27 protein-coding genes are annotated in these 25,600 nt (G+C 62.0%); 10 read left to right on the top strand and 17 right to left on the bottom strand.

The genetic code is table 11. The features are described 5' to 3' along the window. The first annotated feature begins 3 nt into the window (after positions 1 to 3). Positions 4 to 1,239, top strand: coding sequence for a hypothetical protein (locus tag ASD52_RS09520; RefSeq protein ID WP_025428201.1), 1,236 nt, complete (start codon positions 4 to 6; stop codon positions 1,237 to 1,239). Positions 1,240 to 1,257: 18 nt separating this feature from the next. Here the strand turns inward: ASD52_RS09520 and ASD52_RS09515 are convergent, their stop codons facing one another. The 12 genes from ASD52_RS09515 to ASD52_RS09460 all read right to left on the bottom strand — a co-directional run bounded on the left by ASD52_RS09515 (position 1,258) and on the right by ASD52_RS09460 (position 12,601). Beyond that, positions 1,258 to 1,602: a cytochrome C oxidase subunit IV family protein gene (locus tag ASD52_RS09515; RefSeq protein ID WP_025428200.1), complete on the bottom strand. Its 345-nt coding sequence runs from the start codon at positions 1,600 to 1,602 to the stop codon at positions 1,258 to 1,260. A gap of 9 nt (positions 1,603 to 1,611) precedes the next feature. Then, complete coding sequence (locus ASD52_RS09510; RefSeq protein ID WP_025428199.1) at positions 1,612 to 2,334, bottom strand: heme-copper oxidase subunit III family protein; 723 nt, start codon at positions 2,332 to 2,334, stop codon at positions 1,612 to 1,614. 9 nt (positions 2,335 to 2,343) lie between these two features. Beyond that, on the bottom strand, positions 2,344 to 3,048 hold the full coding sequence (locus ASD52_RS09505) for a cytochrome c oxidase subunit 3 (protein ID WP_025428198.1): 705 nt from the start codon (positions 3,046 to 3,048) through the stop codon (positions 2,344 to 2,346). Next, positions 3,045 to 4,823, bottom strand: coding sequence for a cytochrome c oxidase subunit I (gene ctaD, locus ASD52_RS09500; RefSeq protein WP_025428197.1), 1,779 nt, complete (start codon positions 4,821 to 4,823; stop codon positions 3,045 to 3,047). The genes ASD52_RS09505 and ctaD overlap by 4 nt, the downstream gene beginning before the upstream one ends. Positions 4,824 to 4,855: 32 nt before the next feature. Then, positions 4,856 to 5,698 (bottom strand): cytochrome c oxidase subunit II, encoded by an 843-nt coding sequence (locus ASD52_RS09495; protein ID WP_025428196.1) that lies wholly within the window; start codon positions 5,696 to 5,698, stop codon positions 4,856 to 4,858. 140 nt (positions 5,699 to 5,838) lie between these two features. Then, entirely contained in the window at positions 5,839 to 6,225 is a 387-nt protein-coding gene (locus ASD52_RS09490) for a cytochrome c family protein (RefSeq protein WP_025428195.1), read from the bottom strand. A 214-nt stretch (positions 6,226 to 6,439) separates the two neighbouring features. Then, positions 6,440 to 7,507 carry a sn-glycerol-3-phosphate ABC transporter ATP-binding protein UgpC gene (gene ugpC, locus ASD52_RS09485; RefSeq protein WP_025428194.1) on the bottom strand — a complete coding sequence of 356 codons (1,068 nt, stop codon included), beginning with the start codon at positions 7,505 to 7,507 and terminating at the stop codon, positions 6,440 to 6,442. Positions 7,508 to 7,517: 10 nt separating this feature from the next. Then, positions 7,518 to 8,351 (bottom strand): carbohydrate ABC transporter permease, encoded by an 834-nt coding sequence (locus tag ASD52_RS09480; protein WP_025428193.1) that lies wholly within the window; start codon positions 8,349 to 8,351, stop codon positions 7,518 to 7,520. A 4-nt stretch (positions 8,352 to 8,355) separates the two neighbouring features. After that, a complete protein-coding gene (locus tag ASD52_RS09475) occupies positions 8,356 to 9,288 on the bottom strand; it encodes a sugar ABC transporter permease (RefSeq protein ID WP_025428192.1) in 933 nt (310 codons plus the stop codon). A 100-nt stretch (positions 9,289 to 9,388) separates the two neighbouring features. Then, positions 9,389 to 10,648: a sugar ABC transporter substrate-binding protein gene (locus tag ASD52_RS09470; protein WP_057224009.1), complete on the bottom strand. Its 1,260-nt coding sequence runs from the start codon at positions 10,646 to 10,648 to the stop codon at positions 9,389 to 9,391. A 67-nt stretch (positions 10,649 to 10,715) separates the two neighbouring features. Beyond that, on the bottom strand, positions 10,716 to 11,888 hold the full coding sequence (locus ASD52_RS09465; protein ID WP_025428190.1) for a PLP-dependent transferase: 1,173 nt from the start codon (positions 11,886 to 11,888) through the stop codon (positions 10,716 to 10,718). Beyond that, on the bottom strand, positions 11,885 to 12,601 hold the full coding sequence (locus tag ASD52_RS09460; RefSeq protein WP_025428189.1) for a FadR/GntR family transcriptional regulator: 717 nt from the start codon (positions 12,599 to 12,601) through the stop codon (positions 11,885 to 11,887). Before ASD52_RS09460 ends, ASD52_RS09465 begins: the two co-directional genes overlap by 4 nt. Positions 12,602 to 12,746: 145 nt before the next feature. Here ASD52_RS09460 and ASD52_RS38300 point away from each other — a divergent pair, with 145 nt between their 5' ends. After that, positions 12,747 to 13,001: a hypothetical protein gene (locus tag ASD52_RS38300; RefSeq protein ID WP_025428188.1), complete on the top strand. Its 255-nt coding sequence runs from the start codon at positions 12,747 to 12,749 to the stop codon at positions 12,999 to 13,001. Positions 13,002 to 13,169: 168 nt separating this feature from the next. Here ASD52_RS38300 and ASD52_RS09450 read toward each other — a convergent pair whose 3' ends face one another. The 3 genes from ASD52_RS09450 to ASD52_RS09440 form a co-directional block, all read right to left on the bottom strand. Continuing rightward, a complete protein-coding gene (locus tag ASD52_RS09450) occupies positions 13,170 to 14,273 on the bottom strand; it encodes an aminopeptidase P family protein (protein WP_038576383.1) in 1,104 nt (367 codons plus the stop codon). 228 nt (positions 14,274 to 14,501) lie between these two features. After that, positions 14,502 to 15,188 carry an XRE family transcriptional regulator gene (locus tag ASD52_RS09445; RefSeq protein WP_198956869.1) on the bottom strand — a complete coding sequence of 229 codons (687 nt, stop codon included), beginning with the start codon at positions 15,186 to 15,188 and terminating at the stop codon, positions 14,502 to 14,504. A 192-nt stretch (positions 15,189 to 15,380) separates the two neighbouring features. Continuing rightward, a complete protein-coding gene (locus tag ASD52_RS09440) occupies positions 15,381 to 16,073 on the bottom strand; it encodes a GntR family transcriptional regulator (RefSeq protein WP_025428185.1) in 693 nt (230 codons plus the stop codon). A 122-nt stretch (positions 16,074 to 16,195) separates the two neighbouring features. Here ASD52_RS09440 and ASD52_RS09435 point away from each other — a divergent pair, with 122 nt between their 5' ends. The 4 genes from ASD52_RS09435 to ASD52_RS39265 all read left to right on the top strand — a co-directional run bounded on the left by ASD52_RS09435 (position 16,196) and on the right by ASD52_RS39265 (position 20,450). Then, entirely contained in the window at positions 16,196 to 17,563 is a 1,368-nt protein-coding gene (locus ASD52_RS09435; RefSeq protein ID WP_025428184.1) for a glutamine synthetase family protein, read from the top strand. Next, on the top strand, positions 17,560 to 18,873 hold the full coding sequence (locus ASD52_RS09430; RefSeq protein ID WP_025428183.1) for an FAD-binding oxidoreductase: 1,314 nt from the start codon (positions 17,560 to 17,562) through the stop codon (positions 18,871 to 18,873). Before ASD52_RS09435 ends, ASD52_RS09430 begins: the two co-directional genes overlap by 4 nt. 379 nt (positions 18,874 to 19,252) lie before the next feature. Next, positions 19,253 to 20,167 (top strand): transglutaminase family protein, encoded by a 915-nt coding sequence (locus tag ASD52_RS09425; protein ID WP_025428182.1) that lies wholly within the window; start codon positions 19,253 to 19,255, stop codon positions 20,165 to 20,167. Between the two features lie 133 nt (positions 20,168 to 20,300). After that, positions 20,301 to 20,450, top strand: a complete 150-nt coding sequence (locus tag ASD52_RS39265) for a hypothetical protein (protein ID WP_025428181.1) — start codon at positions 20,301 to 20,303, stop codon at positions 20,448 to 20,450. Between the two features lie 16 nt (positions 20,451 to 20,466). Here the strand turns inward: ASD52_RS39265 and ASD52_RS09420 are convergent, their stop codons facing one another. Next, the gene (locus ASD52_RS09420) at positions 20,467 to 20,859 is read right to left on the bottom strand and encodes a nuclear transport factor 2 family protein (protein ID WP_025428180.1); all 393 of its coding nucleotides are present in this window, start codon (positions 20,857 to 20,859) and stop codon (positions 20,467 to 20,469) included. A gap of 46 nt (positions 20,860 to 20,905) precedes the next feature. Further along, positions 20,906 to 21,523, bottom strand: coding sequence for a TetR/AcrR family transcriptional regulator (locus tag ASD52_RS09415; RefSeq protein ID WP_025428179.1), 618 nt, complete (start codon positions 21,521 to 21,523; stop codon positions 20,906 to 20,908). 113 nt (positions 21,524 to 21,636) lie between these two features. Here ASD52_RS09415 and ASD52_RS09410 point away from each other — a divergent pair, with 113 nt between their 5' ends. From ASD52_RS09410 to ASD52_RS09395, 4 genes are all read left to right on the top strand, one after another. Further along, positions 21,637 to 22,734, top strand: coding sequence for an extracellular solute-binding protein (locus tag ASD52_RS09410; protein ID WP_107028053.1), 1,098 nt, complete (start codon positions 21,637 to 21,639; stop codon positions 22,732 to 22,734). Positions 22,735 to 22,846: 112 nt separating this feature from the next. Then, positions 22,847 to 23,710 (top strand): ABC transporter permease, encoded by an 864-nt coding sequence (locus ASD52_RS09405; RefSeq protein WP_025428177.1) that lies wholly within the window; start codon positions 22,847 to 22,849, stop codon positions 23,708 to 23,710. Continuing rightward, on the top strand, positions 23,710 to 24,501 hold the full coding sequence (locus ASD52_RS09400; RefSeq protein WP_025428176.1) for an ABC transporter permease: 792 nt from the start codon (positions 23,710 to 23,712) through the stop codon (positions 24,499 to 24,501). Before ASD52_RS09405 ends, ASD52_RS09400 begins: the two co-directional genes overlap by 1 nt. After that, complete coding sequence (locus ASD52_RS09395; protein WP_025428175.1) at positions 24,498 to 25,598, top strand: ABC transporter ATP-binding protein; 1,101 nt, start codon at positions 24,498 to 24,500, stop codon at positions 25,596 to 25,598. The genes ASD52_RS09400 and ASD52_RS09395 overlap by 4 nt, the downstream gene beginning before the upstream one ends. The last annotated feature ends 2 nt before the right edge of the window (positions 25,599 to 25,600 follow it).

Raw genomic sequence — 25,600 nt, 5'->3', positions numbered from 1 at the left:
CCATTGAGTATTGAAGAAAAGGTTCGCAAGAGCGCCGAACAGGGAACGGCAACATCGCCGCGCCGCGATCTTTCGCCGGGCGAGTATCTCGCCGCGCATGGCGGGCCGTTTTTCGAATTGCAACGCCGGCTCGGGTTACTACGCGAACATGCGCTGAAGACCGGAAGGCGCGCGCTGTTGTTCGTAGCGCTTGCCTGGTTGGTGCCGTTGCTGCTTGGGCTGCCGCGCAGCTTTCTTTCCGTCGACGCGCCAGGCTCCTATCTCGGTGATCTGGGCGTCTGGGGCCGGTTTGCCATCGGCGTCGGCGCGTTTGTGCTGGCCGAACAGCAGGTCGAGCGCGGATTGCACATCAAGCTCGGGCAGTTCCTGAAGGCGCCGATCGTCGCGCCGGGCTCGGTGCAGGCATTTGGCGACGCCGTGACGGTTGCGCTTGCCCGCCGCGACTCGCGGCTAGCGGAGGCGGTCTGTCTTGGCTTGGCGCTTCTTGCCGCCATCTTTGCCTACCTCAACATGCGCACGTCGGGTGTCGCATCCTGGGCAGTCGACGTCTCCGCGGAGGGGCGGCGGATCACGGCGGCCGGCTGGTGGACGATCGTCGTCAGCCAGCCGCTGTTCGTGTTCCTGTTGCTGCGCGGGCTGTGGCGACACCTCGTCTGGGCGCAGCTTCTGCGCCGGATCGCTCGACTGGAACTTCGGCTTGTCGCGACGCATCCAGACGGCAATGGCGGGCTCTCTTTTCTTGCGAGCTATCCCAACGCCTATGTTCTCTTCATCTTCGGTATCAGTGCCGCGATAGGTGCTGCGATCGCCAAGCATCTGCTGCAGGAAAGCCTGACAACCACCACCTTCAGCACGATCGCAACCGGCTGGCTGGTGATCGTGCTGGCGCTCTTTGCCTACCCGCTGTCGGCTTTCTCGAAGCCGCTTGGACAGTTGAAGGAGCGCAGCCTGTTGATGCTGGGGACGCAGGCGACCCGCTATCACCGCTCAAACGAGCGGAAGATACTGGGCACCAATGTGGTGGCGGCAAGCACCGACGAGGTTCAGCAGCAGGCCGATGACATCGCCGACCCGACGAAACAGTTTGAAACGACGCGCAAGCTGTCGGCGATGCTGTTGAGCCGCACGGCAGTCGTGCCGGTGGCGGCAGCTGCCCTCCTGCCGATCGCCGCTGCCGGCGTCACCATTCTTCCCTATAAGGAAGTGTTCTCCGTCCTCAAGAAGTTGCTGTTGCTCTGAGCGGTGCAAACTTCCCGGTCATGGCGCGGCACCAAAGAAGGTGAGGCGGCTGAAGAGCACGTAGTGCGATTCCGATACCATCAGCGCGACGAAGACCAGTACCAGAAGCGGCGGCAGCAGGATCGCGTAGATCAACGCCAGACGTTCCCAGGCCATATGCATGAAGACGGCAACGATGAGCCCCGCCTTGAGCATCATGAAGATGAGGATCAGCGACCATCTGAGATAGCCCTGCAGGCCGACGTAATCGACCAGGTAAGAGAAGGTGCTGAGCACGAAAAGTAGGCCCCAGACCAGCAGATAGAGACCGATCGGGTGCTGTTGGTGCTCTTTGACCGCGATATGTGCCGGTGCGTCAGTCATGGCTGTTCCTCACCAGAGATAGAAGAATGCGAAGATGAAGACCCAGACGAGGTCCACGAAGTGCCAGTAAAGGCCGGTGATTTCGACGATCTCGTATTGCCCCTTGCGGCTGGTGAAAAAGCCGCGTTTGCCGGTTTCGAAGTCGCCGCGCCAGACCTTGCGCGCGATGATCAAGAGGAAGATGACGCCGATCGTCACGTGCGTTCCGTGGAAGCCGGTGATCATGAAGAAGGTGGAGCCGAACTGCGGCGCACCCCACGGGTTGCCCCAGGGCCGAACGCCTTCGGAGATCAGCTTGGTCCATTCGAAGGCCTGCATGCCGACGAACGTGGCGCCGAAGAGTGCCGTCAGCATCATCAGGATCGCCGTCTTGCGCCGGTCGTGGCGATAGCCGAAGTTGACCGCCATGGCCATGGTGCCGCTCGATGAAATCAGCACGAAGGTCATGATGGCGATCAGGATCAGGGGGACGTCCGAACCGCCGATATGCAGCGCGAAGACCTCGCTCGGGTTCGGCCAGGGGACCGCGGTCGACATGCGCGCCGACATGTAGGCGACGAGGAAGCAGCCGAAGACGAAGGTATCGCTCAGGAGAAAGATCCACATCATGGCCTTTCCCCAGGAGACATTCTTGAAGGCGCGCTGATCCGATGCCCAATCGGCGGCAAAGCCGGCGAGACCCGAAGGCCGGGGCAAGGGCTCTGTGACAGGTGCATGTGTCGGCGCGGACATGGGCGGCTCCTAGGTCAAGATTTGCCGGCAGAGGTCGATGAAGTCGTTGGCCCAGCCGGAAAACAGCGCAAACAGCACGAGCCAGACAGCGAGCATGAAATGCCAGTAGGTGGCGCAGAGCGTGATTGACAGGGTCGCCCTTTCATCGATCGGCCCCTTGCGCGTGGCGAGAATGGTGCGGGCAAGCGCGATCAGGCCGCCGACGATGTGCAGGCCGTGCATGCCGGTGATCATGTAGAAGAAGCTGTTGGCCGCATTGCCGGTGAGGAGGTATCCGGCATCGGTGAGCTCGCGCCAGGCGAAGACCTGGCCGACGAGGAAGCCGAGGCCCAAGGTAAGGGCGGCGATGAGCGCCGTGCGGCTTGCTTCGTCACGGTGGCGTTCGGCCGATACCTTGGCGGCATGAAGCATCAGGCTTCCGGCAGCGAGCACCGCCGTGTTCAGCCATAGGAGAGTCGGCATCGGCGTCGACCACCAGTCGGTCGATGCCATGCGCATGAAGTAGGCGCTGATGAACAGGGTGAACAGCGCGCCGACGACGGCGAGAAAGACGCCGAGGCCAATTTTGGCCGGTTCGATCGGGTGGCGGCCCTGCGGGCGCGGGTCGTGGTGGTGGCCGACCTCCAGCCAGGGCTTCGACATCATCCGCTGCTGCGACAGCCACCATCCCGCGATCGCCGCGATGACGGCGAGGAAGATCAGTGTCACGCTCATGTCGCGGTCTCCCGCGTCAGGTTGTCGGGGCCGGGCTGGTTCTGTGGGATGAAATCCTCCGGTGCGCCGGGCACGCTATAGTCATAGGCCCAGCGATAGACCACCGGCAGATCCTTGCCCCAGTTGCCATGGCGTGGCGGCGTTTCCGGCGTCTGCCATTCGAGCGTCGTTGCCCGCCATGGATTGCCGCCGGCCTCGCGGCCGTGGCGAATGCTCCAGACGAGATTGAAGAGGAAGACGATCTGCGCCGCGCCGACGATGAGCGCAACGATGGTGATGAACTCGTTGAGCGTGTGGGCCGAGGCCGGGACAAAGGCGGTTTCGCCCATCTCGTAGTAGCGCCGGGGCACGCCGATCAGGCCGAGATAGTGCATCGGGAAGAAGATGAGGTATGCGCCGACGAAGGTGACCCAGAAATGAAGCTGGCCCATCGCCTCGTTGAGCATGCGGCCGGTGACCTTCGGATACCAGTGATAGATGGCGCCGAAGATGACGAGGATCGGCGCGACACCCATGACCATGTGGAAATGGGCAACGACGAACATCGTATCGGAAAGCGGCACGTCGACGACGACGTTGCCGAGGAAGAGGCCGGTCAGCCCGCCATTGACGAAGGTAACGATGAAACCGAGCGCAAACAGCATCGGCAGGTTGAGATGGATATCGCCGCGCCACAGCGTCAGCACCCAGTTGTAGACCTTGAGCGCGGTCGGCACGGCAATGATCAGCGTGGTTGTGGCGAAGAAGAAACCGAAATAGGGGTTCATGCCGCTGACATACATGTGGTGCGCCCAGACGACGAAGGAAAGCGCGCCGATGATGACGATCGCCCAGACCATCATGCGGTAGCCGAAGATGTTCTTTCGGGCATGGGTACTGATGAGATCGGAGACGATGCCGAACGCGGGAAGGGCGACGATGTAGACTTCGGGGTGGCCGAAGAACCAGAAGAGATGCTGGAACAGGATCGGGCTGCCACCGCCATGCTGCAGCTGTTCGCCCATTTCGACGATCGCCGGCATGAAGAAGCTGGTGCCGAGCACCCGGTCGAACATCATCATGACGCAGGCGACGAAGAGGGCGGGGAAGGCGAGCAGCGCCATCACCGTCGCGGTGAAGATGCCCCAGATCGTCAGCGGCATACGCATCAGCGTCATGCCGCGTGCGCGGCCCTGGAGCACCGTCACCACATAGTTGAGCCCGCCCATGGTGAAACCGATGATGAAAAGGATGAGCGAGGAGAGCATCAGCACGATGCCCCAGTCCTTGCCTCCGGGTGTGCCTGAAAGCACGGCTTGCGGCGGATACAGCGTCCAGCCGGCGCCGGTCGGTCCGCCGGGGGCAAAGAAGCTGGCGACCAGCACGAGCACGGCGAGAAGGTAGAGCCAGTAGCTCAGCATGTTGGCGTAGGGAAACACCATGTCGCGTGCGCCGAGCATCAGCGGGATCAGGTAGTTGCCGAAGCCGCCGAGAAACAGCGCGGTCAGCAGGTAGATCACCATGATCATGCCGTGCATGGTGATGAACTGGTAGTAACGCTCCGCATCGATGAAGGCGAAGGCGCCGGGAAAGCCAAGCTGCAGGCGCATCAGCCAGGAGAGAACCAACGCAACCATGCCGATGGCGATGGCGGTCGAGGCATATTGCACGGCGATGATCTTGGCGTCCTGGCTGAAGACATAGCGCGTCCACCAACTGTGGGGATGGTAGAGTTCAACATCCTCCACCTCGGCGTGTCCGAGCGCGCCATCTGTGCCTGACCGGATGTCGACCATCTATACTCTCCCAATTGCCGTCGGGGCGCCTCCTACCGCGCCGGGGCGGCATTTTCTGCCTGTGCCGTTTCCTTCGTCTGCGCTGCTGCCATCAACTGCGAAAAGGTCTGCTGGCTCGCGAGCCAGGTCTGATAGTCCTCCGCGCTGTCGACGACGACGGTACCGCGCATCTGCGGGTGGCCGACGCCGCAGAGCTCCGCGCAGAGCACTTCGAAGGTGCCGGTGCGCGTGGGGGTCAGCCAGAAATAGGTCACCATGCCGGGCACCATGTCCATCTTGGCGCGGAACTCCGGCACGTAGAAATCATGCAGCACATCGACGGAGCGCAGCAGCACCTTGACCGGCTTGCCGATCTCGAGGTGCAGCTCGCCGCCTTCTATGACGACGTCATCCAGGGCGGCCGTGTCGTTGCGGTTGAGGCCAAGCGAATTTTCCGGCGAGACGTCGCGTGTCTCGGAGGTGCCGAGCTTGCCGTCGACGCCGGGCAGGCGGTAGCTCCACAACCATTGTTGGCCGACGATTTCGACCTCGCTAGCACCGTCGGGAACGGTGACGAACTGATGCCAGACGAACAGGCCAGGCGTCAGCATGGCGGCGACGCCGAGCGTCGTGCCGGCGGCAAGCCAGCTTTCGAGCTTCTTGTTCTCAGGTTCATAGGCCGCCTTGTTTCCCGGGCGGTGCCGAAAACGCAGGACGCAGTAGGCCATGAACAGGACGACGGCGACGAAGACGACGCCGGTGATCCAGAAGGTGATGATGAGTGTATTGTCTATGTAGTTCCAGTTGGACGCGATCGGCGTCCACCACCATGGGCTCAACAAATGGAACAACACCGATCCGGCGGCCAGCAAAACCAGAATAACCACCACGGCCATTTCTTGTCCCTCCTCGCCGCTCGCGGCTGTGGGCATGAATACGCAATCCGTAGAGTTCTAAATGCAATTATTGCACGAACGGAAAATACTCGCAATTGACCGTTCGGTTGAGCGTCTGCCGGCAACTCAACCCATTTCGTCTACTGCGAATATTGCTTGAGATAGGCGAGCAGGTTGGAGATATCGCCTTCGTCCTTCAGGCCGGGAAAGACCATCTTTGTGCCCTTCACTTTCGCCTTCGGATTGTGGAGATAATCGCGCAGCGTCGCCTCGTCCCAGACAAGCCCACCCTTGCCGGCATCGATCATCGCCGGCGAATACTTGAAGTCCGGATGCGTGCCGGCTGTTCTGCCCAGCACATGATTGAGCGAAGGACCGACCTTGTTGGTGTCGCTGTCGGCGACATGACAGATGGCGCATTTCTTGAAGACGGTCGCGCCGGCCCCCGCATCGCCCTCTTGCGCGAGGGCGGCGACGGGACAGAGCAGCGTTGTCGAAAAGGCAAGGGCAACAACAAAATTTCGCATGACACTTCCTCAATATCGCCGGGCGCGGGGCAAGGAAGGCTATCGTCAATTCATCGTATTGGCGGTACTTGCTTCTCTCAATTGGGCGCCACGGGCGGTTGATACTTGCGACGGCATGACGGTACGCCTCGTCCGGAAGATGTCAATCTCCGGTCTTGGGCGATATCGCTCGCGCCGCGTCACTTTCCGCCAGCCGCTACGGCCGGCGCGGCAATCAGACCCGATTGCCGGCGGCGTCGAAGAAATGCAGTCGCTCGGGCGGCAGTCGTACCGGGATTTCGCCGGCTGCATTGAGGAAAGTGCGGTCGTTGGTAAAGGCCTTGAAGCTGGCCTTGCCGAAGGACAAATGCAGGATGATGCCGAAGCCGGTTGGTTCGACCAGGTCGACCGTTGCCTTCAGCGCATCCGGCGCCGTGGTGCCGAGCTCGACATGTTCCGGCCGAATGCCGAGCGTCGTGCTGGCCCCGTCAATCAGTTCCGCATGCACTTGCGCCGGAATGGTTACGCCGCCCGCAGTCTCGAAACGTGGCGCTTCGCCGTTTCGGTAGGTGCCTTCGAAGAAGTTCATGCCGGGCGAGCCGATGAAGCCGGCAACGAAGAGGTTTGCCGGACGGTCGTAGAGATCGAGCGGGCTGCCGACCTGCTGCACGAAACCGCCGTTCATGGCGACGATCCGGTCGGCAAGTGTCATCGCCTCGATCTGGTCGTGGGTGACGTAGATCGAGGTGGCGCCCAGATCCTTGTGCAGCTTCTTGATCTCGGCGCGCATCTGTTCGCGCAGGCGCGCGTCGAGGTTTGACAGCGGCTCGTCGAAGAGAAAGGCCTTGGGTTCGCGCACGATGGCGCGGCCCATGGCGACGCGCTGGCGCTGGCCGCCGGAAAGGGCGCGCGGGCGACGCTCGAGCAGCGGGTCGAGACCGAGCTTCGACGCAGCACCGGAGACGACGCTGGCGATCTTTTCCTTGGCCGTCTTCCGGAGCCTTAGGCTGTAGCTCATGTTGTTGGCGACCGACATATGCGGATAGAGCGCATAGGACTGGAACACCATGGCGATGTCGCGGTCCTTCGGGGCCAGTTCGTTGACGCGTTTTCCGGCGATGCGGATTTCGCCTGACGTCACGCTTTCAAGGCCGGCGATCATGCGCAGCAGGGTGGACTTGCCGCAGCCGGACGGGCCGACCAGCACGACGAATTCGCCGTCGCCGATCTTCAGGTCCACATCGTGCAGGACCGGGTGGATGCCGTAGGATTTACGGATGTTGGCGATATCGATGGAAGCCATGGTGGTATCCTCAGCCTTTGACCGCGCCGGCCGTCAGGCCCTGGACGAGATAGCGTTGAATGAGCAGGAAGAAGAGGCAGGCCGGGATCAGCGCCAGCACGCCGGCGGCCATCATCTGGCCGAAGTCGACCGAGAATTTCGACACGAAGGACAGCAGCCCGACCGGAAAAGTCGCCTGGTCGTTGCCCGAGATCAGCATCAGCGAAAACAGAAGCTCGCTCCAGGCAGCGGTGAAGACGAAGCCGAGGGTTGCGGCAATGCCCGGAAGCGTCAGCGGCAGGATGATCTGGCGGAAGGCCACGAACTGGGTTGCGCCGTCGATCATCGCCGCCTCTTCGAGATCCTTCGGAATACCGTCGAAGAAGGACTGCATCAGGAAGGTGGCAAACGGCACGTTGAAAGCGGTGTAGACGATGACGAGGCCGGTCAGGCTGTTGGTGAGGCCGAGCGGCGACAGGATCTTGAAGATCGGTGCGACGAGCATGACGAGCGGGAACATCTGCGTCAGCAGCATCAGCGCCACCAGCCAGTACTTTCCGCGGAAGTTGAAGCGCGACAGCGCGTATCCCGAGAGCGAGGCAAGGATGGTGACGATGATCGCCGTCGAGCCCGAAACGATCAGGCTGTTTTTGAAGAACACCGGGAAGGCGCTGTGGCGCAGCACGAAATCGAAATGCTCGAGGCTGGCGCGCGAAGGCCACATCCGAATGCCTTCGGAGTAGAGCAGGTCGTTGGGCGTGACTGCGACCTTCAGCAGCCAGTAGAGCGGGAAGAGCGCGAAGGCGATATAGGCGAGGATCGCCAGTCGATGTGCGGCTACGAGAAGGATGGGTTTGGCGCGCATGGTCTCAATCCTTGCTCAGCAGCCATTGGCGCAGGATGACAATCAGCATGGAGTAGGCGAGCAGCAGTGCCAGAAGCACCAGCGCGATCGCCGAAGCGTAGCCGAAGTCGAGCCGCTTGAAGGCCTGGGTGAAGATGTAGCTGGCGACGATCTGGGTGCGATCGGCCGGACCGCCATTGGTCATGACGATGATCAGGTCGGCGAAATTCGAGATCCAAACGGTGCGCAGGAGAATGGTGATGGCGATCGTCGGCGCCAGGAAGGGCAGGGTGATCGACAGGAACCGCTGCACCGGGCCGGCGCCGTCGATGCTGGCGGCTTCATAGAGATCACGCGGGATCGCCTGGAGGGCGGCAAGCAGGGTGATGGCGAAGAACGGGATGCCCCACCAGACATTGGCGATGATCGGCCCCCACATCGCCAGATGCGGATCGGAAAGGATGTTGGACGGCTCGCTCATGATGCCGAGCGCGTAGAACCAGTGTGGCAACGGTCCGACGACCGGATTGAACAGCCAGGACCAGTTGAGACCGGCCAGGAAGCTCGGCACCGCCCAGGGCAGGAAGACGAGCGCCTGCGCCAGGCCTCGGCCGTAAAACGGCTTGTCGAGCAGCAAAGCGAGGATCAGCCCGAGGAAAAACTGCAGGAAGACCGAGGCGCCCGTCCACCACAGCGTGTTGCGCAGCGCCCGGTAGAAAGCCTGGTCCTGCGACAGCGCCCGGAAGTGGTCGAGGCCGATGAAGGCGCCGGAGAATGGATTGAGCAGCTGAATATCGCGGAAGGCGTAGGAGACGCCGAGCGCCAACGGCACCAGCATGACGGTGACGATCAGGATCAGCGCCGGCGCGCTATAGAGATAGGGCGCAGCACCATCGGTGATACGCTTCATCAGCGGCCGGCGTGCGGGCAGGCCGTCATGGCGGGCGGCATAGGCCATCGGTCGAAATTTCCCCTGTGCGGCCGCCGGTTTTTTGGCGTGCCCTGTTCTCAACATATCGAGTGACCGGCGGCGGTGAGGTCCGCCGCCGGTCGAAGGCTCACTTCTTGGCGAGGTGCTTCTGCTGCGCCTTGGTGAGGTACTCGGCCCACTGGTTGGCGAGATCCGTCGGCGTGATGTCGCCGAGTAGGGCTTCCTGCGTCGTCTTGATCGCCAGCGAATCCTTGAAGAAGGCGAATTCTTCGAGGTAGGTCGGCATGACCGTCAAAACGACGTCCTTGTCGGCAAGCTCGTCGAACCAGCCCTTGAACTGCGGGCTCGCATAGAACGGATCCTTTTCCGCCGCCTTGTGGACGGGCAAGGCACCGGTGCGCTTGTTCCACTCGATGTTGCCTTCGGGCCCTTCGAGCGTTTCGATCAGCTTCCAGGAGAGGTCCTTGTTCTGGCTCGCCGCAAGCATCGACCAGCCGGCAAAGCCGATGGTGGTGAAGGCCTTGCCGCTCGGTCCCTTCGGCATGGTGGTGACGCCGAAATCTTCCGACTTCATCCGCTCGGCAATGGCGATCAGCGCGTCCGGGTCCTGGTCGAGGAAGGCGCAGGTGCCGCTATAGAAGCCGGCGACGATTTCGTTGAAGCCCCAGTTGACGCTGTCCTTCGGCGCCAGCCCCTTCTTGTAGAGGTCGATCACCCAGGTGAGACCGTTGACCCAGCCTTCGCTGTTCATGGTCGACGTGCCGTCCTCATTGAAGAATTTGTTGCTGCCGGCCATGGTCGCGCCGAACATCACCCAGCCGTTGAGGCCACCAGGACCGCCGCGCAGGCAGTAGCCGGATTTGCCCGGCAGCTTGGAGACGGCTTCCGATGCCTTGACGAAATCGTCCATGGTCTTCGGCGGTTCGCTGACGCCGGCCTCCGACAAGAGCTTCTTGTTGTAGAACATGGCGCGCAGATAGAAGCCGTAGGGCAGCATGTAGGCGGTGTTCTTGATGTCGCGGCCGAGCTCGAGCGTACGCTCGGTCAGGCCCGGCGTGTGCTCCCACTTTTCGAGATAGGGCTCGAGGCTTTCAAGCATGCCGTTGTTGGCATAGAGCGAAAGCCAGGTGTCGGGCATTTCCATCACGTCGGGCAGCTCGCCGGCCGAAACCATGGTCGCGAACTTCTGGAAGGCTTCGCCCCAGGGCAGTGAGATGATCTCGACCGTGGTGCCCGGATTTGCGGCTTCAAACTTGGCGACGATCGATTTCAGCGTTTCGGTGCGCTCGGGGCTGGTGATGACCTCGACCAGCTTCAGCTTGGTATCGGCCAGTGCACTTCCTGCCATCAGGGTGGCAAGCAGAGTGGTGGTAATCAGTTTCCTCATTTTTGTTCCCTTTGTTTTTTGATGGTTGATCCACATGCAATGAGCGGGATGCGGCATCCCGCTCCTGTCAGCCTGACGAAGCGGCAGACATCGCCGCTTCAAGATCGCTCCAGAGGGCCTCCGTTCCCTCCAGGCCGACATGGAGCCGTACGGACCGCGGTGAGATGCCGAAGGCGGCCGCGGAATTGGGCTGGGCTTTCTGTGACAGCACGACTTCGCCCGGCACGATCAGGCTTTCGTGTCCGCCCCAGGAAACGCCGAGCTTGAACAGGTCGAGGTGGTCGGCGAAGCGTCTGACATCGACGCCGTCGCGGAAGATGAAAGAGAAGAGACCCGATGTGCCGGACAGGCCCGGCGGCAAGGTGTTGCCAAGGCCGGGATGGCAGACGGTCTCGACCAGCGGATGGGCCTGCAGGCGCTGCGCTACCGTCAGCGCCGAACGCTCGTGCGCCTTCATGCGGATCGGCAGGGTGCGAAGACCGCGGATCAGGAGCCAGGCATCGAAGGGCGAGAGCTTGCCGCCGAGATAGGGGTAGGCTTCCGAACGGATGCGGCCAATCAGGTCCTTCGAGCCGGCGACGACGCCTGCGACCACGTCGCTGTGCCCGCCGAGATATTTCGAGGCCGAATGGATGACCAGATCGACGCCGAGCGAAATCGGCTGCTGGAAGATCGGGCTCGCCCAGCTGTTGTCGATGGCGGTGAGGATGCCCTGCTGTTTTGCGAGTTTTGCCAGTGCTGCCACGTCATGGGTGTCCATGACCCAGCTTGTCGGGCTTTCCATGTAGAAGAGCTTGGCGCCGGGCAGAGCCCTGGCGACGGCCTCCTCATCGCGGCCGTCGACATAGGTCACCTCGACCTTCATGCGCTTCAGATGGGTGCCGAAGAGCCGGAAAGCGTCGGGATAGACATGGTTGACGGCGACGATGCGGTCGCCGGGCTCGACGAAGGACATCACGGTGGAGGAGATTGCCGCCATGCCGCTGGCAAAGCCGATCGCGTCCTCTGCCCCTTCCAGTTTCGCCAGCATCTCCTCGAACATGCGCACCGTCGGGTTGAGGCCGCGGGTGTAGATCGGCCGCACGCGTTCGCCCTTGTAGGTCGCGACCATGTCGTCATAGTCCTTGAAGGTGAACAGCGAGGTCTGGACGATCGGCGGCACGACGGCGTCAAAGGCATTGCCCTCGTCGTGCGCGACGATCAAAGAGGCGTGGTCGAACGGATCGAAGCCGTTGTTCATTTGGACATTTCCTTGATGTCTTCCTCGACGATTGCGAGGATTTTCAGCGTTTCTTCGCGCGCGGTATCGGGATCCTTTGCCGCGATCGCGTTGAAGAGGGTGCGGTGGAATGGGAAGGAACGGCGGGCGAAATCCGAACGGTCGAAGGGCTCTTCCCAGAAGCGTTCGAAGGCTTCCCGCATCTGTTCGAGCAACTGCCGGAACAAGGGATTGTGGGTGGCGTCGTATATCGCCAGGTGGAAGGCGAGGTCTTCCGGGCCTGAGGTGCCCTTGGCGATGTGCACCCGCTCCATCTCATTGAGCTTCACTTCGATGATCTCAAGGTCTGCGTCGGTGCGTCGGCGCGCTGCGACCATATTGGCTTCGACTTCAATGCCGCGGCGGACCTCGAGCGTCATCAAAAGCACGTCGCGAAGATGCCCGGCGTCGAGCGTCAGCGGCATATGCACGGTGCCGGCCGAGATGGCGCGCAGCAGATAGGTGCCGCTGCCCTTGCGCGCTTCGACGACGCCGAGCGCCTGGAAATGGCGGATGACTTCGCGCACGGTCGAGCGCCCGACGGCAAGCGCCATCATCAGTTCGCGCTCCGCCGGTAGGCGATCGCCGGCTTTCAGGCCAGATTGTTGGATGTAATCGGCGAGCGCGGCAATGACCTGTTGCGCCCGGTCGGCGGGCGGCAGTGGCAGAAGCGCTGCTCTTGCTTGTTCAGTCATTCAGCCTCCCCCTCGGCGCCAAATTGGTCTGACATCTGATCAATATGACCAAGGCGCGGGAAGTCGTCAAGCAGGAACTTATAAACACGCGTCGGTTGACCCGGCACTCCGCACGGAGTGATATGGCGAAGCAAGGAGTTCGAAGATGAAGAAAACAGGACGTCTGCTCGTGGCCCTGGCGGCGATCGCAATCGCTGCCGGCACTGCTACGAGCGGTGCCGAGGCGCAGATGCGCACGGGCAAGGGCGAGTATTACCAGGGCATCAAGCGCGCGCCCTATGGCAGCTATCTCTGGATCTGGCCGCCAGAGTGGAGGCGGGAACCGGTCTATCAGCAACGGCCGCAGAACCAGCCTGCCAGCGGCAAATCCGACGGCCGCAAGAAGACTTACGCGCAATAGCCTACTGCATGTTTCCTTAAACCGTATTCGATTTAAGGATAAAAACATGCAGTAATTCAAAGTGCTACAGCGACCTTTGCGCGTCTAATAAGACGCGCGGCGCTGTAGCGGCCAGTGTGTGGCAGGGACAAAGAAAAGTGGCGCCCGAGGGCGCCCCAAAATTCCGTATCAGATTTGCGCGATATGGGCGTCGCGCGGCAGCGACGACAGCACTTCCGGCCCGTCCGCGCGCAGGATGACGATATCCTCGAGCCGGATGCCGAAGCGACCGGGCAGGTAGATGCCGGGTTCGATCGAGAAGACCATGCCTTCCTCCAGAACCGTTTCCGACGTTGCCGTGATGTAGGGTGGCTCGTGGCCGTCGATGCCCATGCCGTGACCTGTGCGGTGGACGAAATATTCGCCGTAGCCGGCGTCCGCGATCACCTTGCGTGCTGCATCGTCCACGGTCTTGGCGAGAACGCCTGGACGAGCCGCCTTGAGCGCTGCCTGAACGGCCCGCTCGACGATCGTGTGGATCTGGCCGTAACCTTCCGGTGCGCGGCCGACGATCGCCATGCGGGTGATGTCGCTCGGGAAGCCCTGCTTGCGGCCGCCGATGTCGATAACGACGGCGTCGCCTTCGGCAATGACCCGTTCGCTGGCGGAATGATGTGGGAAAGCGCCGTTGCCGCCGGCGCCGACAATCCAGAAGGCCGGTGCCGCACCTTCGGATAAGAAGTGCGAGCGGATTTCTGCGGCCAGTTCCTTCTCGGTCATGCCGGGGCGGATCTTGGCGAAGGCCGCCTGCATGGCGCGATCGGCGATGCCGGCATTCATCTTCAGCAGCTCGTATTCGCTCCTGTCCTTGCGCATGCGCAGGGCACCGAGCGTCTCAGGTGTAAAGTCGCGGGCAGTGTCCTCGGGCAGATTGTCGATGAGCAGCAGCGCGAAATCGGCGCGCATGGTCTCGTCGATCACCACGCGGCCGGGCTTTTCCGCGCCGATCCCGGCAAGCGCCAAAGTCAGAGCCTCAACTGGTCCTTCGGCATCGGACCAGTTGTAGAAATCGATATCCGTATGTTCGCGGGTGCCCTCGGCATTGAGCGCCGGCATCAGGAAGGCTTCCTTCTGCGGGCCGATCAGCAGCAGGCAGGGGCGTTCGTCGGGATGCGGATGATAGCCGATCAACCAATCCATGTGCGATCCGGGGGCGAGTGCCACCAGCCCGCTGCCGGTTTCGTTCATCTTGGTCCGCAGGGCGGCAAGGCGTGCTTTCGTCTGTTCTTTCATGGCGTTTCCAGTTCTGGTTCCGGCAGGGTTGTGGGTGAGGTGAGGGGCCGCGCGTCGCTCTCGTGTTCGGGCGTCGATCGACGCGCGGCGGTCGCTAGACGCAGGCGTCCAGACGAAAGGCTGGTGATCTGATGGGCGCAATTGCTGACGCGTTTGCGCATGCAGCAATTCAAAGCGCTACAGCGACCTTTACGCGTCTAATTAGACGCGCGGCGCTGTAGGGCGATCCTATCCGGCGCCCTTGCCGGGGCTTGCCGAGGCACTGCGACGGTCCTCGGCGCGTGTTACCGCGAATGCGCCTTCCGGCGTCTCCATTGCCTGCGCGTCGCCGAAGACATCCATCGTGCAGGTGTGCAGGATCACCGTCGGTTCGCTGGTGTGGTTCCAGGTGAGGTGGGTCAGACCCGACAGGAAATGTGCGGAATCGCCCGTTTCCAGCACCGTCTCTTCGCCATCAATCTCGATCGTCAGTGCGCCCTGGAGAACGAAGAACATCTCTTCGCCCTCGTGGGTCATGGCTTCGCTGCGGTGGCCGGGCGGTGTGTGCACCACGGTGCTGCGCAGAACGCTGCCGGGAAAGGAAGCCGACAGGCGTTCATAGGATATGTTGTTGTCGGGCGACCCAGCGAGCGCATAGGCGCGGCGCTGATCGTGGCGGGTAAATGGCGTTGCCACCCTCGGCGAATTGAGGAATGTCCCGACCTCGACCTTCAGCACCCGACAGACCGCGACCAGCGACGTCAGCGACGGCACGGTGATGCCGCGCTCGATCTGGGAGATGAAGCCCACAGAGAAATCGGCCCGATCGGCAACTTCCTTGAGCGTCAGCTTCAGGGCCTTGCGCCGCTCGCGCAGCCGATCGCCGAGCGAAGGAAGCTCCGATGCCGGATCACCCGGCCGAGACTGCGAATCCACTGTGAAATCCCCCTCATCCCACATCCTCCCCCAAGGGAAGATCTCCTGCGTGGGTACAGACATACACGCCCGGAAATCGCTAGGATTTCAGGGCTATGCACTTGTATTTCCTGAACTTTGCTGCGGCGATCGCGGCTTGTCAATGAAAATTTTAGCCACACTAAAATTTCAGTTGATGGCGTTGGTTTAATGTCAGGCTGCAAGCTTCAGCAGGCGCGCGACGGCCTGCTGGTCGAAGCCGCCGATACCCTCGCGAATATCGGCTGCAATGGCATCGGCAACGGCATCCTCGTCGCGGCGGCGCAAGGCGTCGATCGCCTCGCGATGGCGGTCGACGACATAGAGTTCGCTCACATGCTCCATGGCGATGCCGAGGATCGGACCCAGTTGCAGCCAGACGCTTTCGATCAGCGGCATGACGATCTGGTCCGGATTGGCGGTGTAGATCGTCCGGTGGAAGGCCTGGTTGGCGATCAGCGCCGCCACCTGGTCGCCGCGTTGGATTTCGTCCTCGATGCTGTCGTCGATCGCTGAGATTCGTTCGATCTGCCGCTCCGAAAGATGGGCGACGGCTCGGCGCGCGGCATGGCTCTCGAGCGCGATGCGAAGCGATATCAGCTCTTCGAAACGGGCGGGCGTGATGCGCGGCACGACGATGCGGCGGTTTTCAAGGAATTGCAGAGCGCCGATGGAAGTGAGCTGCCGCAGGGCCTCGCGCACCGGCGTCGGGCTGCTCTCCAGCGCTTCGGCAAGCCCCCTGATCGTGACCGAAGTGCCGGGGCGGAAGCTGCCGACCATGATCGCCTGGCGAAGCCTGGCAAAGGCATAGTCATGCGTGGTCATGCCCTCTGGCCGGTCGAGAAGAGGCAGCGATGGGGTCTTCAAATCAGCAGGCTCCTTCTGCCACGCGGGAATGATCGCGGGCTGATAACATCCGTCGAGGTTGACTCCAACTTCTAAATTATGTCAACTTTCTGCAAATGTGATCACAAAATGAGATTTGCGATATGTCCCTCGACGCGGAAGACCCGAGCGCCTTCAAGGCCTGGCTGGAGCAGAACGGCCCTATCGAAAGCATCCAGGCCGTGGTCTGCGACCTGAACGGTATCATGCGCGGCAAGCGTGTACCCGTGGAGCAGGCCTCCAAGGTGCTGGGGGGCGGCATCCGCATGCCGCTGTCGATCGTCGGCGTCGACGTCTGGGGCGAAGACATCATCAACAGCGAGCAGGTGTTTGCTAGCGGCGATAGGGACGGTATCTGCGCCGTTACCGGGCGCGGCGCGTTGCCGGTCAACTGGACCTCGCGGCCAAGTGCTCTGGTGCCGCTGTGGCTGCTGCTCGAGGACGGCAAGCCGTTCCTCGCCGATCCGCGCCAGGCGCTGGCGGCGATCGTACGCGAGTATCAGGAGTTGGGGTTGCGCCCCGTGGTCGCGACCGAAATGGAATTCTATCTGATCGACCCTGAGCCCGACAGCGCCGTGCCTCCGATTTCGCCCTATACCGGCAAGCGGCTCGATTCCGATGCGATCCTGTCGATCGACGAACTCGACGATTTCGGCGAGTTCTTCTCCGACGTCTACAAGGAATGTGCCCGCCAGAACGTGCCGGCGGATGCGGCGATCGCCGAGAATGGCATCGGCCAGTTCGAGATCAACCTGCTGCACACCGACGATCCCTTGAAGGCGGCTGATGACGCGATCTTCTTCAAGCGCATCGTCAAGGGCGTCGCCCGCAAGCACGGGCTGGCGGCGACCTTCATGGCCAAGCCCTATGGCACCCGCTCGGGCAACGGCATGCACATCCATTTCAGCCTGCTCGACGCTGATGGCAACAATGTCTTCAACGACGGCAGCGACGAAGGGTCGGCGGTCCTCAAGAATGCCGTCGCGGGCCTTTTGCGCGGCATGCCGGAAACGACGCTTATGTTTGCGCCGCATTTCAATTCCTACCGTCGACTGCGGCCGGATACGCACGCGCCGACGGCCGTGTGCTGGGGCTATGAAAACCGGACATCGGCGATCCGCATCCCCGGCGGCAATCCGGCAGCGCGCCGCATCGAGCACCGGGTGGCCGGCGCTGACGCTAACCCCTATCTCGTCATCGCCGCGATCCTCGGCGCGGCTCTCGTCGGTATCCGCAACAAATGGAAACCCTCGGCGCCGGTGACGGGCCGGGCCTATACGGCGGAGAAACTGCCCAAAATTCCCGCCGATTGGGGGCAGGCGGTCGATGCCTTCGAGGCAGGGCCGATTGCCGCCGAGATCTTCGATCCGACGCTGCGCTCGATGCTGATCGCCTGCAAGAGGCAGGAGATCGCCGGCTTTGCCGAGCAGGTGACGGACTATGAATTCAGCGCTTACCTGGAAATCGTGTGATGTCGAGAAACCAAAAATCCTATGCCGGCGACGGCAGCTATCCCACGAGCTACTACGCCTCCTCCCGCAACATCATCCGCACGCCGGTTTCGCTCAAAGGGCGCGTCGAGACGGATGTCTGTGTCGTCGGCGCCGGCTATTCCGGTCTGTCGACGGCAATCCATCTCGCCGAGAAAGGCTACAAGGTCGTCGTCGTCGAGGGCGCGCAGGTCGGCTGGGGCGCATCGGGGCGCAATGGCGGCCAGGTCGTCAACGGTCTCAACGCCAGCCTTGCGACCATCCAGCGCCGCTACGGCGAGGACGCAGCCCGCTTCGTCGGCGGGCTGGTGCAGGAGGGCGGCAAGATCATCCGCCGGCTCGTCAGCCAGTATCAGATCGACTGCAATCTGAAGCCGGGCAACATCTATGCGGCCTACACCCCGGCGCACATGAAGGAACTGGAAGCCAAGCAGGCGCTCTGGCGCAAGTACGGCATGGACGATCATCAGCTTCTCGACCGCGACGCGCTCAGCAAGCTGGTGAATTCCGACGCCTATTGCGGCGGCATGCTGGATACGACGGGCGGCCACATGCATCCGCTCAATCTGGTGCTCGGCGAAGCGCGCGCCTTGGAAAGCCTTGGCGGCACGATCTACGAACAGTCACCGGTCACGCGGGTCGACCATGAGGCGGCAAGGCCGACGGTCTATACCGCCGGTGGCGAAGTCACGGCGCGGATCGTTGTTCTCTGCGGCAATGCCTATCTCGGCGATGCGGTGCCGAAGCTCGTCTCGCGCGTGATGCCTGTTTCCACCCAGATGATCACCACCGCGCCGCTCGGCGAGGAGCTCGCCCATTCGCTGATCCCCAGCGACATGTGCGTCGAGGACGTGCGATACATCCTCGATTATTTCAGACTGTCGGCGGACAAGCGCATGATCTTCGGCGGCGGTACGGTCTATGGCGGCACCGACCCGGCGGACGTCGTGGCCAAGCTCAAGCCCAATCTGGAAAAGGTCTTCCCGAAGCTGAAAGGCGTGAAGATCGACTATGCCTGGAGCGGCAACTTCGCGCTCTCGTTTACCCGCGTGCCGCAGATGGGCCGCATCGGTGCCAATATCTATTTCGCTCACGGCTATAGCGGCCATGGCGTGACGGGATCGCATCTTTTCGGGCGCACGCTTGCCGAGGCGATCGACGGTGACGCAACGCGCTTCGACATGTTCGAGAAACTGCCCTGGTACCCGTTCCCGGGCGGGCGAATGTTCCGTGCGCAGTATTCGACGATCGGCTCCTGGTGGTATTCGTTCAAGGATGTCGTTGGCTGGTAGGGCGGGAACGCACCACTCGGGCCACCTTTCCGCACGGCAATGCGACCCGTCTGAAAAGCCGGAAAACCCGGCGGTGCCGTGTTCCTGCGGCGCCGGACGGCTCGCCGAATGCGGTTGTCGCCTGCCGCGTTCGGGCATAAAATCGACCGGGCAGGAAGACGGGCAGGAATGCCGCCAAGTGCCGTCGTTCTGGGGCGACTAAGGGGTGCGCTACGGCGCCTCGCCGTGGTTCGTGTGCCCTCCATTCGTACCCGGATCGAAGCGGCCGGGTGTTTCTCTTTGCGTGAGTTCACAATTGGCGACGGTAGCGCCATTTCACCGTCGATCCCGGGAACAAAAGGGTTCGCGAAACATTCCTGCCGAACGAGGGAGGTTGGAGATGTTCGTGCGCTTTGGCTATGAGATCGGCATCCGCTGCCCCCAGCCGACACCGATGATGACTTATCTTTCCGTCGCCAGCGAAAAGCGCCCTGACATCCGGCGCGAACGTGGCCCCGTAACCTCGCCGATCGTCAAGATGGAGGAGATTGTCGACCCGCACCGCAATGCGTGCCTGCGCATGATCGCGCCGGAAGGGGACTTCAAGCTCAGCTATGATGCCGTCATCGAAGACGACGGCCGGCCTGACGTTTCCGATCCGCAGGCGCAGGCCGTGCCCGTCGAGAAGCTTCCACCGAACACGCTGCCCTATCTGGCCGCCAGCCGCTATTGCGAAACCGATCGGCTGGGCGCGCTTGCCTGGAGGCTTTTCGGGGAGGTGGCGCCCGGTTGGCCGCGGGTGCAGGCGATCTGCGACTATGTGCATGCGCGCCTGGTGTTCAGCTACGGCTACGCCCAGGCGATGCGCACGGCGCTCGAAGCCCACGAGGATCGCCTCGGCGTCAGCCGTGACTATGCGCACCTTGCCATCGCATTTTGCCGCTGCATGAACATGCCGGCGCGCTACGTCAACGGCTACATGGCCGACCTTGAAACCGAGAACAGAGTGGCGCCGATGGACTTCAATGCCTGGTTCGATGTCTTTCTCGGCGATCGCTGGTACACGTTCGACGCCAAGAACAATGCGCGCCGTGCGGGGCGCATTGCCGTTGCCCGGGGCCGCGACGCCGCTGACATTCCGCTGATCCAGACCTTTGGAAAACACCAGCTGACGGGGTTTACGGTTTGGACCTGCGTCGAAGCCGATGGCGGTCTCACCCGCTCTCATCGCGATGCCAATGTGTCGCTTTTGACGCCATGGTTCAGCGAAAGCTGGTCGCGACATGTGCAGGAACGCGACCGTGATCGCCACTGAAGGCGCCGCCTGGCGGACGATTTTTTACTTTTGGGGTGGAATCGAGAAATTAATATCTATAAACTCAATCGAGAATATCGGAGAACATGGCTATTAACGGCCAAGTTCCCGGCCTGAACGACGGAGAGACGCGATGAACGCTGCGAAGCCGACAATCCAGTCCCGATATGCGTCCTACGCTGCAGCCCCGCCGCGCCGCTCACCCATCACCCTGTTTCCGCACGCGATCGCCTTTGTCGCTGCCTTCTGCTTCGTTTCCGCCGTCGTCATCGGTGCCCTCTAAACGCGTTTCGGGACTGCTATCCGGCGCGCGACAGATGCTCGTGGACCGCCAGCCAGGTTCCGGCCCCATCCCGTTCAAACACGATCGTTTCTCTTTCCTGCGACGTCAGTGCTTCACCGCCGATCTCAAGTTCGGTTCGAACGCCATGCGTGAAGACGGCAACGTTGCCGATCATTTGCACATGCCGATCGCTGGACTGGCAGCCTCGGACGCGGAAGCTGTCGCGGGTCTCCCACAACGCCCATTCCGCCTCATATTCTGCCCGGCTGCGCAGGGGTCGATCGAGATTGTGGAAGATGAAGGTCGCATTCGGCGCGAAGGCTGAAAAGTAGGCGGCGGCATCATGGCGGGCAAAGGCTGCGACGAGCCGATCGGCGGCGGCAAGCACCGACTGTTCCAAGTCTTGCATCGATACGCTCTTTATTGTGAGAGTTGGCTTCATTGTCCGGGTTGGATCATGGCGCCGCGATCAGCGTTGCGAGCGGCCGGTTCTGTCTGCTGACACGCGCCTTGAGCTCATCGAGCGGCATCGCCTCGTGCTTCGCGAATTCGATGAACATTAGATTGAGATTGTTGAACAGCATCTCGCCGACGGCGCGAATGTCGGTTCCGGGGGCGACGAGGCCCTTCACCTGCAGCTTGTGGATGAGCGTCGACACCTGGTCGCAAAGCCGGCGGTCGAGCTCGGTATAGCGCTTGCTGAAGGGGCTCTCCGGCTGCTGGATCGAAATCGCCATCGCAGTGCGCCACATCTCCTTGCTGAGATAGACGAGCGAGTGATCGTAATATTGACCGATCAGGGCCTCCAGCGCGCCTTCGACGGAGGAGGGGGGATTGTCGACGATGGTGCGCCCGGCGGCGAGAACTTCCTCCACTTCCATCGACACCGTGGCGACCAGGATGTCGCCCTTGTTTTCATAGTAATTGTAGAAGGTGCCGACCGACACTTCGGCCCGTTCGGCGATGTCCTCGATGCGGGCGCTGTCGTAGCCGACCTCGCGAAACAACTGAGCGGCGGCGTCCAGGATACGTCTGTTCCGGTCGGCTTTCTGCCGTGCGCGCAACCCTGTCATGTGGATTTCCTTGAATTCTGAATGTCTTCAAATTTGAGATTGACTTAAAAAATGAATTCATTCAATCTTTTTTTGAAGACGCCGAAACGAGCGTCAAACAAGAGGGCAACAGCATGATGCAGTCAGTTCATGACGGCGCGCACCTGCGCCGATTTTTCTCCTCGGTCGCTGCAGGCGCGATCGTCGCCGCTTCGCTTGTCTCGGTTCCGGCACCGGCTTTCGCGACCGAAGAACTCAATGCGCTCGTCTGGTGCGACCACACGGATCCGGCCCTGGTCGAGCCGTTCGAAAAGGCCAACGACGTCAAGGTCAACCTGAAGGTCTATGAAGGCACCGGTGCCGCGCTCTCGATCCTCGACCAGTCCCGTCCGGGCGACTGGGACGTCCTCGTCATCGACGGCGTCGATGTTCACCGCGCCATCGATCTCGATCTGCTCGCCGAAATGCCGGCCGATGCCTTGCCGACATCAGACCTCTTCCCCGAAGTCCGGATGGAGGCCAACAACACCAAGGACGGCAAGACTTATGCCGTCACGGAAAAGTTCGGCTACAACACCATCTCCTACGACAAGTCCAAGGTCGATCCGAAGGACATGCAGGATCTCTCGGTGATCTGGTCGGACAAGTACAAGGGGCGCATCGCGCTCTACGACTACTACCTGCCGATGATCGGCCTCGTCGGTCTCGGGCTCGGCAAGAAGACCGCAGAGCTAACCGAGGCGGACATGCCGGCGATCAAGGAAAAGCTGGCGGCAATGCGTGCGGTTTCCAAGCAGGTCAGCGATGTCGTGTCCTCCCAGACGGCGCTGGCAACCGGCGAGGTCGATATCCTGGTCGGTGGCGGCGAGTGGATCACCGCGGTGCTGTCGGCCGACAAGCCCAATCTCGACTGGACGATCCCGGAGCAGGGGGCGGTGCGCTGGGCGCAGTCGATTGGCGTGATGAAGGATTCGACCAAGCAGGATCTGGCGCTGAAATTCGTGCAGTACATCGTCAGCCCCGAAGGCCAGGCACGGCTTGCGACATCCTCCTGCTACTGGGCGATGCCGGCAAACAGCAAGGCCGGCGAGCACCTGACAGACCAGCAGAAGGCGGCGCTGCGGTTCAACGAGCAGGCCGAATACCTGAAGAAGACGCAGCTCTATCCGATCCCGTCCACCGAACTGGATCAGCAGTTCCAGGATGCCTGGACGGAAATGCTGCAGCAGTAACGCCCCGAACGGCGTTCGCCAATCCTGCAGCCGATCGCCGCCCCACCGTCCGGTGGGACGGTGAACTGCGGCCACCATCCTTGTCTGGTGGGCGCTCAGATCTGGAGCTTTCATGACCGCGACAACTCTCGAAGATGCCGACCGCCGGAAAGCCTGGGGTTTTGCTGCGCCGGCACTTTTGTGGACGTTCGCCTTCTTCGTTGTGCCTTTCCTGTTCATGGCGGCGATGAGCCTCTGGAAGCGCGAGGGACGGGAGATCGTCCGCGTCTGGAATCTCGACAACTATCTGCGCTTCTTCTCCGAGAACGCGCTGTTGCAGGGCCTGGTCAATTCGCTCGAAATCACGGTTATCGTCACGGTCCTTTCGGTGCTGCTTGCCTACCCGCTCGCCTGGATCATTGCCGAGCGCGTGCCGAAACGGTTTCAGCGCATGGCGCTGATCCTGGCGATCCTGCCGTTCTGGACCTCCTATGTCGTCCGCTCTTACTCATGGTTGCTCGTGCTGTCGAAAAACGGCGTCATCAATCAGATACTGACGGGCGTCGGGCTGATCTCCGAGCCGCTCGCGATCGCCAGCACGCGCACGGCGACGGTGATCGGTTTCGTCCACTTCTTCGTCATGCTTTTGACGCTGACAATCTATTCGAACCTGATCCAGCTCTCGCCGAACTATCGCCGCGCGGCCGCCGACCTTGGCGCCAACGCCTTCCAGACCTTCTGGCATGTGGTGCTGCCGTTGACTTTGCCCGGCATCATGACCGGCGCATTTCTCACCTTCGTGCTCTGCATTGGCGACTATGTCACGCCGCAGATCCTCGGCGGCAACAACGAGCTGGTGCTGCCGCAGATCATCATGCTGCAGCTCGGCCGGCGCGCCGATTTCCCGATGGCAGCGGCGCTGTCGATCATCCTCATGCTGGCCGTCACCGTCGCCTATGTGCTGTGTGCCCGTTGGCTGAAGATCGAGAGGGCCTGATGCTGCGCAGAATTTTCATTGGCGGTGTGTCCTGGGCCTATCTCGCTCTCGTCTACGCCTTCATCTTCCTTCCGGTCGCGGTGCTCGTGCTGTTTTCCTTCCAGGACGGGCGCCTGCCGGTGCCGCCGTTCAACGGCTTTTCCACCCAATGGTACGAGGCTGTTTTCGTCGACCGCAAGCTGATGGCAGCACTCGGCAATTCGATGCTGGTCGCCATCTCCTCGTCCTTGGTCTCCTGCGTGCTCGGCTTTCTCGCCGCCTATTCGCTGGCGCGCTACAGGCTGCCGGGCTCGGCCTTGCAAAGGGGCCTGCTGATCGCGCCGATGACGGTCAGCTATCTGATCATCGCGCTCGGACTGCTGGCGCTTCTCAATGCGCTGCACATGCCGCTCTCGTTGTTGACGGTCGGCATCGGTCACGTGGTGATCAACCTGCCGCTCTGCTTTGCGATCATCTATGCCGCGATGGGTGACCACCAGATCAACATCGAGCGGGCGGCGCGCGATCTTGGCGCCAATGATTTCAAGGTCATGGCGCTGGTGACCGCGCCGATGCTGATGCCTTCGATCCTGGCTGCCTTCTTCCTGTCGGTGACCTTCAGCTGGGACGAGTTCATCATCGCCTTCCTGCTGTCGCGTTTCGACGTGACCCTGCCCGTCGAGATCTGGAGCATGCTGCGCTCTGGCCTCAATCCCAAGACCAATGCGATCGGCTCGCTGGTCTTTCTCGCCTCGGTGGCGCTGCTGCTGATCCTCGAGTTTTCCCTGTTCGGAAGGACGAAGAAACAATGACCGCTCCCGTCTCGATCGAAAACGTCAGCAAGACGTTCGGCCACTTCACGGCGCTGGACAGGGTCTCGCTCGACATCCGGGCAGGGGAGTTCATCGTGCTGCTTGGGCCCTCGGGCTGCGGCAAGACCACGCTTCTTTCCATTCTCGGCGGGTTCCTGTCGCCAAGCTCCGGGCGCGTCGTCATCGGCGATCGCGACATGACCTTCGTCACGCCGGCCAAACGCCCGACCACGACGATGTTTCAGGACTATGCGCTCTTCCCGCATATGCGGCTCGTCGACAATGTCGGCTTCGGGCTCCGGATGCGCGGTCTCGGCAAGGCCGAGCGGGACGAAAAGGCGCTCGGCTTCCTCGACCTCGTCGGTCTCAAGGCGTCCGCCGGCAAACGGCCGCACGAGCTTTCCGGCGGCCAGCGTCAGCGCGTTGCACTTGCCCGCGCGCTTGCCGTCGATCCCGAAGTGCTGCTGCTTGACGAACCCTTGGGCGCTCTGGACCTGAAGCTTCGCCGCCAGATGCAGGATGAGCTGAAGGCGATCCAGAAGCGGGTCGGCACCACCTTCGTGCATGTGACCCACGACCAGGAAGAGGCGATGGCGATCGCCGACCGGATCGTCGTCATGAACCAGGGGCGAATCGAGGATTTCGGTCCGCCATCGCAGATCTATATGCGGCCACGATCGCTGTTTTCGGCGGGCTTCATGGGCGAGGTCAATTTTGTTCCCGGCCGGATCAAGGCCGCCGACGCTTCGTCGGCCGAGGTTGAAACCTCGCTCGGCAACTTGGCGCTTCCCGCCGCCAATTTTACTGCGAGAGCGCCCAGGGCCGGCGACGCGATCACGCTCACCATTCGGCCGGAGCATTTTCGCGGGAACGACAAATCGGACGGTCCGATGTTCGCGCTCGGCGATGCGCGGGTCGCCGGCAGCGCCTTCTTCGGTACGCACTACCGTTGCCACCTCAAGCCTTGCGCAACCGACGGCGATGCGTTGGTGGCGCATCTGCCGCAATCCTCCGACGTGCGCGACGGCGAGATCGTCCCCCTTGCGGTGCGGGCTGCCGACGTCGTAGCCTTGCCGGCGGCAAGCGGAACCCTGTAGCA

The organism is Ensifer sp. Root142, assembly GCF_001426785.1.
Lineage (GTDB): Bacteria > Pseudomonadota > Alphaproteobacteria > Rhizobiales > Rhizobiaceae > Ensifer > Ensifer canadensis.
Note: the sequence above shows the minus strand (reverse complement) of the source record. Positions and strands in the feature narration are given on the sequence as shown.

Coding starts and splice junctions, on each gene's coding strand:
- ASD52_RS09395 (WP_025428175.1), top strand. CDS start 24,498: ATGACCGCTCCCGTCTCGATCGAAAACGTCAGCAAGACGTTCGGCCAC.
- ASD52_RS09480 (WP_025428193.1), bottom strand. CDS start 8,351: ATGCGCGCCAAACCCATCCTTCTCGTAGCCGCACATCGACTGGCGATC.
- ctaD (WP_025428197.1), bottom strand. CDS start 4,823: ATGGTCGACATCCGGTCAGGCACAGATGGCGCGCTCGGACACGCCGAG.
- ugpC (WP_025428194.1), bottom strand. CDS start 7,507: ATGGCTTCCATCGATATCGCCAACATCCGTAAATCCTACGGCATCCAC.
- ASD52_RS09470 (WP_057224009.1), bottom strand. CDS start 10,648: ATGAGGAAACTGATTACCACCACTCTGCTTGCCACCCTGATGGCAGGA.
- ASD52_RS09400 (WP_025428176.1), top strand. CDS start 23,710: ATGCTGCGCAGAATTTTCATTGGCGGTGTGTCCTGGGCCTATCTCGCT.
- ASD52_RS09495 (WP_025428196.1), bottom strand. CDS start 5,698: ATGGCCGTGGTGGTTATTCTGGTTTTGCTGGCCGCCGGATCGGTGTTG.
- ASD52_RS39265 (WP_025428181.1), top strand. CDS start 20,301: ATGAACGCTGCGAAGCCGACAATCCAGTCCCGATATGCGTCCTACGCT.
- ASD52_RS09405 (WP_025428177.1), top strand. CDS start 22,847: ATGACCGCGACAACTCTCGAAGATGCCGACCGCCGGAAAGCCTGGGGT.
- ASD52_RS09515 (WP_025428200.1), bottom strand. CDS start 1,602: ATGACTGACGCACCGGCACATATCGCGGTCAAAGAGCACCAACAGCAC.
- ASD52_RS38300 (WP_025428188.1), top strand. CDS start 12,747: ATGAAGAAAACAGGACGTCTGCTCGTGGCCCTGGCGGCGATCGCAATC.
- ASD52_RS09435 (WP_025428184.1), top strand. CDS start 16,196: ATGTCCCTCGACGCGGAAGACCCGAGCGCCTTCAAGGCCTGGCTGGAG.
- ASD52_RS09475 (WP_025428192.1), bottom strand. CDS start 9,288: ATGGCCTATGCCGCCCGCCATGACGGCCTGCCCGCACGCCGGCCGCTG.
- ASD52_RS09510 (WP_025428199.1), bottom strand. CDS start 2,334: ATGTCCGCGCCGACACATGCACCTGTCACAGAGCCCTTGCCCCGGCCT.
- ASD52_RS09415 (WP_025428179.1), bottom strand. CDS start 21,523: ATGACAGGGTTGCGCGCACGGCAGAAAGCCGACCGGAACAGACGTATC.
- ASD52_RS09490 (WP_025428195.1), bottom strand. CDS start 6,225: ATGCGAAATTTTGTTGTTGCCCTTGCCTTTTCGACAACGCTGCTCTGT.
- ASD52_RS09420 (WP_025428180.1), bottom strand. CDS start 20,859: ATGCAAGACTTGGAACAGTCGGTGCTTGCCGCCGCCGATCGGCTCGTC.
- ASD52_RS09425 (WP_025428182.1), top strand. CDS start 19,253: ATGTTCGTGCGCTTTGGCTATGAGATCGGCATCCGCTGCCCCCAGCCG.
- ASD52_RS09465 (WP_025428190.1), bottom strand. CDS start 11,888: ATGAACAACGGCTTCGATCCGTTCGACCACGCCTCTTTGATCGTCGCG.
- ASD52_RS09410 (WP_107028053.1), top strand. CDS start 21,637: ATGATGCAGTCAGTTCATGACGGCGCGCACCTGCGCCGATTTTTCTCC.
- ASD52_RS09505 (WP_025428198.1), bottom strand. CDS start 3,048: ATGAGCGTGACACTGATCTTCCTCGCCGTCATCGCGGCGATCGCGGGA.
- ASD52_RS09450 (WP_038576383.1), bottom strand. CDS start 14,273: ATGAAAGAACAGACGAAAGCACGCCTTGCCGCCCTGCGGACCAAGATG.
- ASD52_RS09460 (WP_025428189.1), bottom strand. CDS start 12,601: ATGACTGAACAAGCAAGAGCAGCGCTTCTGCCACTGCCGCCCGCCGAC.